The sequence below is a fragment of the Paracoccus sp. S4493 genome (genome assembly GCF_000967735.1).
Lineage (GTDB): Bacteria > Pseudomonadota > Alphaproteobacteria > Rhodobacterales > Rhodobacteraceae > Paracoccus > Paracoccus marcusii.
The window spans coordinates 1-870 of record NZ_JXYF01000105.1 but is presented as its reverse complement, the minus strand read 5'-3'; the positions used below and the strand labels follow the sequence as shown (position 1 = coordinate 870).

Genomic DNA, 870 nt, shown 5'->3' with positions numbered 1-870 from the left:
TTCAGCTTTCTTTCCAAAAAGAGAACTCAGGGGCGTGCTGCTTTCGTTTCGACATCGTCGATCTCCCTCGTGACGAAGATCAGCAGACAGCAAAAACAGAGCTTACGTCAGTGCCCAGCTTTCAGGGGGCAACTCAATCCGTGCGCTCGCGGCCGTTTCAGGAGGCATCCCGGACGCGGATAGGAAGCGACATGCAGCGGTTTTCCGTGGCGTCGCAAAGTCAGCCAAACCAGACGACGCTGTCGTAATGGAAGGCCTGCCGCCGATTGTGGTAGCCTCTTTTCCGGGTCCATTTCACTTGGCGCGGCTTCTCGAAGTAGCAAGTTCTGCGCTTATCGAAGTAGCAGTCATCAACGTTGACCCGCCAGACGGTGTACCTTCCGATCGCTGGCATCATTCGATGGCGCGAGTCGCGAAGAAGAGGACTTATATCTGGTCGAACCACCTCGCTGCATTCAGGGCAGGCTACCTCGAACCCGGCACATCCTGTGCAGTTGGTTTTCCAAAAGGTGCAGGCAAATCGACCACCGCGCAATTAAAGATTCATGCAGCTCTTCTGCGAGATCTGAAAGTTGTTTTCTTTACGCCAACCCATGCACTGGTTGATCAGACCGCCCGGGACTTGCGGGCCGCCTTCCCGAACACTCGCGTCGAGGGACAGAGGGCAGAGGATTTAGAGGTAGGCACGTTGCCTGAAGAGTTGCCCGACATACTAGTAATGACCCCGAAAGCATGCCTCTACGCGAGCCATATCGAGCCTGAGAGCTTTGCGGAAGTCGGACTTCTCATCCTCGACGAGTGCCATCTGATCCATCCGAAGACTGATGGAGATCGGCGAGCTATCGACGCAATGTATCGACCCGGTGAAGA

At 55.3% G+C, this 870-nt stretch carries 2 protein-coding genes; both read left to right on the top strand.

Annotation, left to right across the window (positions count from 1 at the left end):
* Positions 1–248: hypothetical protein (locus tag TW83_RS21835; protein WP_204245758.1), on the top strand; the 248-nt coding region annotated here is incomplete at its 5' end.
* Positions 248–870, top strand: a 623-nt coding sequence (locus TW83_RS19855) for a DEAD/DEAH box helicase (RefSeq protein WP_157001580.1), incomplete at its 3' end; no start/stop codon positions are given. The genes TW83_RS21835 and TW83_RS19855, both read left to right, overlap by 1 nt.